The organism is Blastococcus sp. SYSU D00813, from assembly GCF_054050735.1.
The window spans coordinates 1-5,498 of record NZ_JBJGZX010000071.1 but is presented as its reverse complement, the minus strand read 5'-3'; the positions used below and the strand labels follow the sequence as shown (position 1 = coordinate 5,498).

Here is a 5,498-nt window from a genome sequence, read left to right as displayed (position 1 = left end):
GGCCGCAGCTACACCGAGCGGCTGGCCGGCCGCGGCGACCTCGACGTCGTCGGGGAGTTCGTCACCCACGTCCCCGCCCGGGTGGGCGCCACCGCCGCCGTAGGCCCGCAGCAGGAACGCCCACAGCTGCCCGGCGATGACCTCGCTGGACTCCCGCGACGTGGCGAAGGCGTGGTGGTGGAACGTCGAGAGCAGCAGCTGGTTGGTGAACCAGGCGGCCTGCTCCACGTCGGCGGGGTGGAGCAGGCCCTGGTGCGCGGCGTCCTGCAGCGCCTTGCCGAACAGCTCCGCGATCGGCCGGCGGGCGTGCTCGACCTCGTCCGGGTAGAGCTGGATCAGCCGCCAGTGCTCGGCCGGGATGAACCGGCTGCCTTCGCGGTCCAGCCCCGAGACGACCGAGTAGACGTAGAAGCGGAGCCGCTCCACCGGGTCCGTGATGGCCGCCCCGGAGTCGTGCAGCGTCTCCGCCGACTCGCCGATGATGTCCTCGAGGACCGCGAGCATCACGTGGTCCTTGCTCGGGAAGTGCTTGTACAGCGTCTGGATCGCTATCCCGGCCTCGCGCACCAGCTGGTGGGTCGTGAAGTCGCCCTGGTTGCTGCTGACCAGCCGGCGGGCGGCGTCGACGACCTGCTGGGCCCGCTGCATGCTGCGCAACCGCGAGCTCTGCACGCTCGGGGCGCGGTCGGCCGCCCGGGTGACCCAGGACGACTGCAGACCCTCGGCGTCCTCGACGTTCTCCGCCATCAGTGGGCCTCCGCGCTGTAGATCAGCGCACCCCCGAGGTGCGGTGACGAGTGGCAGGATAACGCGGTTGCGACGCCCTCCCGCTGGCGTTCACCCGCCCGGTGGGCCACCTGGAGGTAGCACTCCAGCAGCTGCGGCACGCCGTGCATGCGCCCGTTGCCGAGCGAGCCGCCGCTCAGGAGCACGGGGTCGGCGTCGGGCCGGTCGCTGTCGATGCAGCCGTCCAGCACGTACTGGTGCGCCTCGCCGGGCGCGCAGCGGCCGAGCGCCTCCAGCCACAGGTAGACCAGCGGTGAGAAGCCGTCGTAGACCTGGACGAGGTCGATCCCGTCGAGCCCGGTGCCGGCGGAGGCGTAGAGCCGCTGGGCCATCCCGGCGCCGGCGGAGACGAGGTCGTCCAGCGGCCAGTGCGCCGGCAGCCGCCGCTTCGGCGGGCCCCCGGTGGCGTACCCGGACACGTGCACGGGGCGGTGCGGCAGGTCGCGGGCCCGCTCGGCGGTGGTGAGCACGAAGGCGGCGACGCCGTCGGCGGGGATGTCGCAGTCGAAGCGGCAGATGGGGTCGTCGAGCATCGGCTCGGTCAAGTACTGCTCGGTGGTCAGCGGGCGGCCGGACCAGTACGACCACGGCAGCCGGGCGCCGTTCTTGCGTGCCTCCACCACGACCGCGGCCAGCGCCTCGCGCGAGGCCCCGTACCGCTGCACGTACTCCTGGTAGGTCAGGGCGATCATGGCCAGGGGACCGAAGAAGCCCTGCGGGGCGGTCCACTGCATCGGGCCGCCGAACTCCGTGGTGGCCGTCGCGTGGTAGCTGCCCCGGGGGTTGTGCAGCGCGCGGTGCACGAGGACGTACTCGGCCGCGCCGCTGGTGACCGCGTTCACCGCCAGGGCCATCGAGCCCGGGATCTGGCCGAGCCCCGAGAACCCGGCCGCGTAGCTCGGGTTGGGGTGCAGCCGGGCGGCGAGCCAGTCGGCGGACACGACGCTGACGCCGTCGACGATCGCGTGCCCGCCGGAGCTGGGCAGCAGCGTCGCCGTCACGTACCCGTCGACCTGCGCGGGAGTGAGGCCGGCGTCGGCGATGGCCGCCCGGGCGGTGTCGACCGTCAGCGCGCCCAGCGTGCGGTCCGAGTGGCGGACCACCGGGCTCTGCGCGTAGCCGACGATCGCGACCCGGTCGCGGGCCCGCGACGTCACGACGCCAGCTCGAACGCGGGGACGGCGACGTCCGGGCCGACGTCCTCGAAGACCACGCGCACCGGCCTGCCGACCCGCAGCGGTGCGTCCACACCGTCCAGCAGGCGCCCGACCACCCGCACGTCCGGCGCCGCGCCCAGCTCCACGTCGACCAGGACGAAGGGCAGCAGGTCGGCGAAGCCGGGGAGGAAGGACTGCCGCACGACGGTCCACGAGCGGACGACGCCGCGGCCGTCGACCGGCGTGGCCGCGAAGCGCGGGTCGGTGCTCCCGCAGGCGTCGCAGACGACGTCGGGCGGGTGGGTGAGCGTCCCGCAGTCCGAGCACCGCGACAGCGTGAGCACGTGCCGGGCGGCCGCCTCCCAGAACGGGGCCGACAGCTCGTCGGGGACGGGGACCGGCCGCCCCGTGCTCACGGGATGGCCCGGGCGGCCTGCAGCGCCACGATGTCGTCCCACCCGTAGCCGAGCTCGAGCAGGAGGGTCTCGGTGTGCTCGCCGTGCTCGGGGCCGCGGCGCAGCTGCGCCGGCCGCCCGTCGAACTGCACCGGCACGTTGGGCATGCGGAAGGACCGGCCGCCGTCCTCGACCGTCCCGATGTAGTCGTTGGCCAGGACCTGGGGGTCGTCGAGGAGCTCGGGGACCGACTGCACCGGCGCCCACGGGGCGTCCAGGCCCCGCAGCAGCTCGACCCACTCGGCGAGCGTCCGGCGGGCGAACTCCTCGTCCAGCAGGGCGACGCAATCGGCGCTGTTCTCCCGGCGGACGTGGATGTCGGCGAAGCGCGGGTCGTCGACGAGCTCCGGACGGCCGATGAGCTTGCAGAACGGCGCCCAGTAGCGGTCCGCCTCGAGGAAGACGAGCTGCACGTGGCGGCCGTCGGCGGTCCGGTAGGTGCCGGTGAGCGGGTTCGGCGTCGGTCCGCGGCCGGGGTTGGGCTGCGGCGACTGGCCGCTCAGCGCGGCGAGCACGTCCGACGAGAGGGTCCACAGGGCGGTGGCCAGCAGCGACACGTCGACCACGCCGCCGGAGCCGGTGCGCTCGCGACGCAGCAGCGCGGTGGCGACGCCGAAGGCCAGCGCCATGGCGCCGTTGCGGTCGCCCATCGCGCCCCGCTGGCCGATCGGGTACTGGCGGTCCGGCGGCGTGAGGATGTGCGCCAGCCCGCCGCGGGCGAAGAACGCCGAGGAGTCGTAGCCGGCCTGGTCGGCGTCGGGCCCGCGGGCGCCGTACCCGTGGCCGCGGGCGTAGACCAGGCGGGGGTACCGGGCGGTGAGCTCCTCGGCGCCGAGCCCGAGGCGCTCGAGCGCGCCGGGGCGCAGGTTGGTGAGGAAGACGTCGGCGGACTCCAGCAGGCGGTGCAGCACCTCCTTGCCGCGGTCGGTCCGGACGTCGAGCGCCAGCGACCGCTTGCCCCGGTTGGCCAGCGCCATCGACACGTTGACGCCGCCGGCGTCGGAGCCGATGCCCTGGGTCATCAGGCCCCGGTACGGGTCTCCGGTGGGCGGCTCGACGTGCACGACGTCGGCTCCCCAGTCGGCGAGCAGCGCGCCGGCCACGGGCACGAACACCCACTGCGCCAGCTCGACGACCCGCATGCCCTCGAAGGCCTGCCGCACGGCGTCGGCCCCGCCGGCCTGCGCGCCGCCGCCGCGCTCGCCCGCCGGCCCGTCAGGCACGTGCGCCCCCGGTCGGGGTGAGCACCACGACGGGGATCACCCGGTCGGTGCGCTCCTGGTAGACGTCGTAGTTGGGCCACGGCCCGCGGACGACGTCCCACAGCCGGGGGCGCTCCTCGTCGGTGGCCGTGCGGCCGGTCACCGGGATGTGCTCGGCCCGCACCTGGATCTCCGCCCGCGGGTCCTGCAGCAGGTTGAGGTACCAGTTGGGGTGGGTGGGGGCGCCGCCCTGCGAGGCCACGACGAGGTAGTCGTCGCCGTCGCGGGCGAAGATCAGCGGCGTCGTGCGGGGCTCGCCGCTCTTCCGGCCGGTGGTCGTGAGCAGGAGGATCGGCACGCCGTTCCAGATGTAGCCGACCTCCCCGTCGGTCTCCCGGTAGCGCTGCACGTGCTCGGCGTTGAGCAGCGTGCCGTCGATCTGCTGGTACGTCGCCATGTCGCTTCCCTCAGCTGTCGAAGAGGACGGGGATGGCCGTGGCGCCGCGCTCGTAGAAGCCCACGTAGCGCGGCGGCTCGGCGTCGGGGTCCAGGCGCAGGCCCGGCAGGGTGTCGAGCAGGGCCCCGATGCCGGTGACCATCTCGGCCCGCGCCACGTGCATGCCCAGGCAGATGTGCGGGCCGCCGCCGAAGGCCAGCATCGGCCTGGGCGGGCGGCGGATGTCGAACTCGTCGGGCCGATCCCAGCGCGCGGGGTCGCGGTTGGCTGCCCCCAGGGCGATGTGGACGACGGCGCCCCGGGGCAGGTGGACGCCGTGGAAGTCGGTGTCGGCGGTGACGAAGCGGGAGAACATCGGGTCGGTCGGCTGCCAGCGCAGCGCCTCCTCGATGGCCGGGCGCAGCAGGGACCGGTCCTCGCGGACGGCCGCGAGCACGTCGGGCCGCTCGAGGAGCGCGGTGAGCGTGATGCCCATCTGCTTCCAGGTCGTACCGGAGCCGGCCAGCAGGAGCAGCAGGCAGAAGGAGTAGATCTCGGGGTCGGTCAGCCGGTGCACGACGCCGTGCTCGTCGGCGACCTCGGACTGCACCAGCACGCTGATCAGGTCGTCGCCCGGCTCCTCCCGGCGGGCGGCGACCAGCGGCGCGACCATCGCCACGAGCTCGGCGGGATTGCGCATGGCGGCGCGGACGTCGAGGGCCTGCTCGACCGGGATGCCGAAGACCCCGGTGATCGTCAGGACGGGGATGGCGGCGCAGAAGTCGACGTTGAGCTCGGCGCGGCCGCGGGGCCGGATGTGGGCGACGAGCGCGTCGACGGTCTCCTGGATCGACTTGCGCATCCACCACTCGGCGGCCTTGGGGGTGAACCTCGGCTGCACCAGCGCCCGGTAGCGCCGGTGCTGCGCCCCGCCCATCGACAGCATGCTGCTCTCGACGCCGGCCGAGGCGGTGGGGTCGACGGCGCTGGGGGAGGAGGCGAAGAGCTCGCTGTCCTTGTAGACGTCGTTGCACGCCGCGTAGGTGAAGGCGGTGAAGTGCGGCCGGTCCGGTTCGGGCAGCCCCTGGAAGACCCACTCCTCGGCGCCCTCGGTGAGGTCGTGCAGCGTGCCCTCGTGCACCGGCGCCTGCTCGCGCAGGCGGGCCCACAGGGGATACGGGTCGGCCGCGAAGCCGCCGCCGTTGTGCGCCATGTAGGCGCCCCGCAGGTCGAACAGCTCACGGACCCGGTCCACGTCCAGCAGTGGGGCGGTCCCCGTCGATGGGGCGGTCATGTCTCGGCTCTCCTGTCGACCGGCTCCGGTGCCGGCTGCCGTCGGGGCGGGGATCGGAGGGACGCCGGCGCGGTCCGGCCGGACCGCGCCGGGGGGGGGGGGCCCCGTCCCCGGGCCCAAACCACCGGAGCACACCCACACCCCCGCAGGTCCCATCACCGTACCACG

Annotated in this window: 6 protein-coding genes; all 6 read right to left on the bottom strand. The window is 74.3% G+C overall.

What is annotated here, in order from left to right; translation table 11 throughout:
* Nucleotides 1–747 (bottom strand): TetR/AcrR family transcriptional regulator (locus tag ACI8AX_RS23520; protein WP_456552296.1); only part of this gene is annotated, 747 nt, incomplete at its 3' end.
* Entirely contained in the window at nt 747–1,943 is a 1,197-nt protein-coding gene (locus ACI8AX_RS23515) for a thiolase family protein (protein WP_456552295.1), read from the bottom strand. The genes ACI8AX_RS23520 and ACI8AX_RS23515, both read right to left, overlap by 1 nt.
* A complete protein-coding gene (locus tag ACI8AX_RS23510) occupies nt 1,940–2,359 on the bottom strand; it encodes a Zn-ribbon domain-containing OB-fold protein (RefSeq protein WP_456552294.1) in 420 nt (139 codons plus the stop codon). The genes ACI8AX_RS23515 and ACI8AX_RS23510 overlap by 4 nt, the downstream gene beginning before the upstream one ends.
* Nucleotides 2,356–3,621, bottom strand: a complete 1,266-nt coding sequence (locus ACI8AX_RS23505) for a CaiB/BaiF CoA transferase family protein (protein ID WP_456552293.1) — start codon at nt 3,619–3,621, stop codon at nt 2,356–2,358. The genes ACI8AX_RS23510 and ACI8AX_RS23505 overlap by 4 nt, the downstream gene beginning before the upstream one ends.
* Nucleotides 3,614–4,057: a nitroreductase family deazaflavin-dependent oxidoreductase gene (locus ACI8AX_RS23500; RefSeq protein ID WP_456552292.1), complete on the bottom strand. Its 444-nt coding sequence runs from the start codon at nt 4,055–4,057 to the stop codon at nt 3,614–3,616. Before ACI8AX_RS23500 ends, ACI8AX_RS23505 begins: the two co-directional genes overlap by 8 nt.
* A 10-nt stretch (nt 4,058–4,067) precedes the next feature.
* Complete coding sequence (locus ACI8AX_RS23495; protein ID WP_456552291.1) at nt 4,068–5,330, bottom strand: cytochrome P450; 1,263 nt, start codon at nt 5,328–5,330, stop codon at nt 4,068–4,070.
* Between the last annotated feature and the right edge of the window lie 168 nt (nt 5,331–5,498).

Bases quoted from the DNA above. Each gene is read 5' to 3' on its own strand.
- ACI8AX_RS23495 (WP_456552291.1), bottom strand. From the start codon at position 5,330: ATGACCGCCCCATCGACGGGGACCGCCCCACTGCTGGACGTGGACCGG.
- ACI8AX_RS23500 (WP_456552292.1), bottom strand. From the start codon at position 4,057: ATGGCGACGTACCAGCAGATCGACGGCACGCTGCTCAACGCCGAGCAC.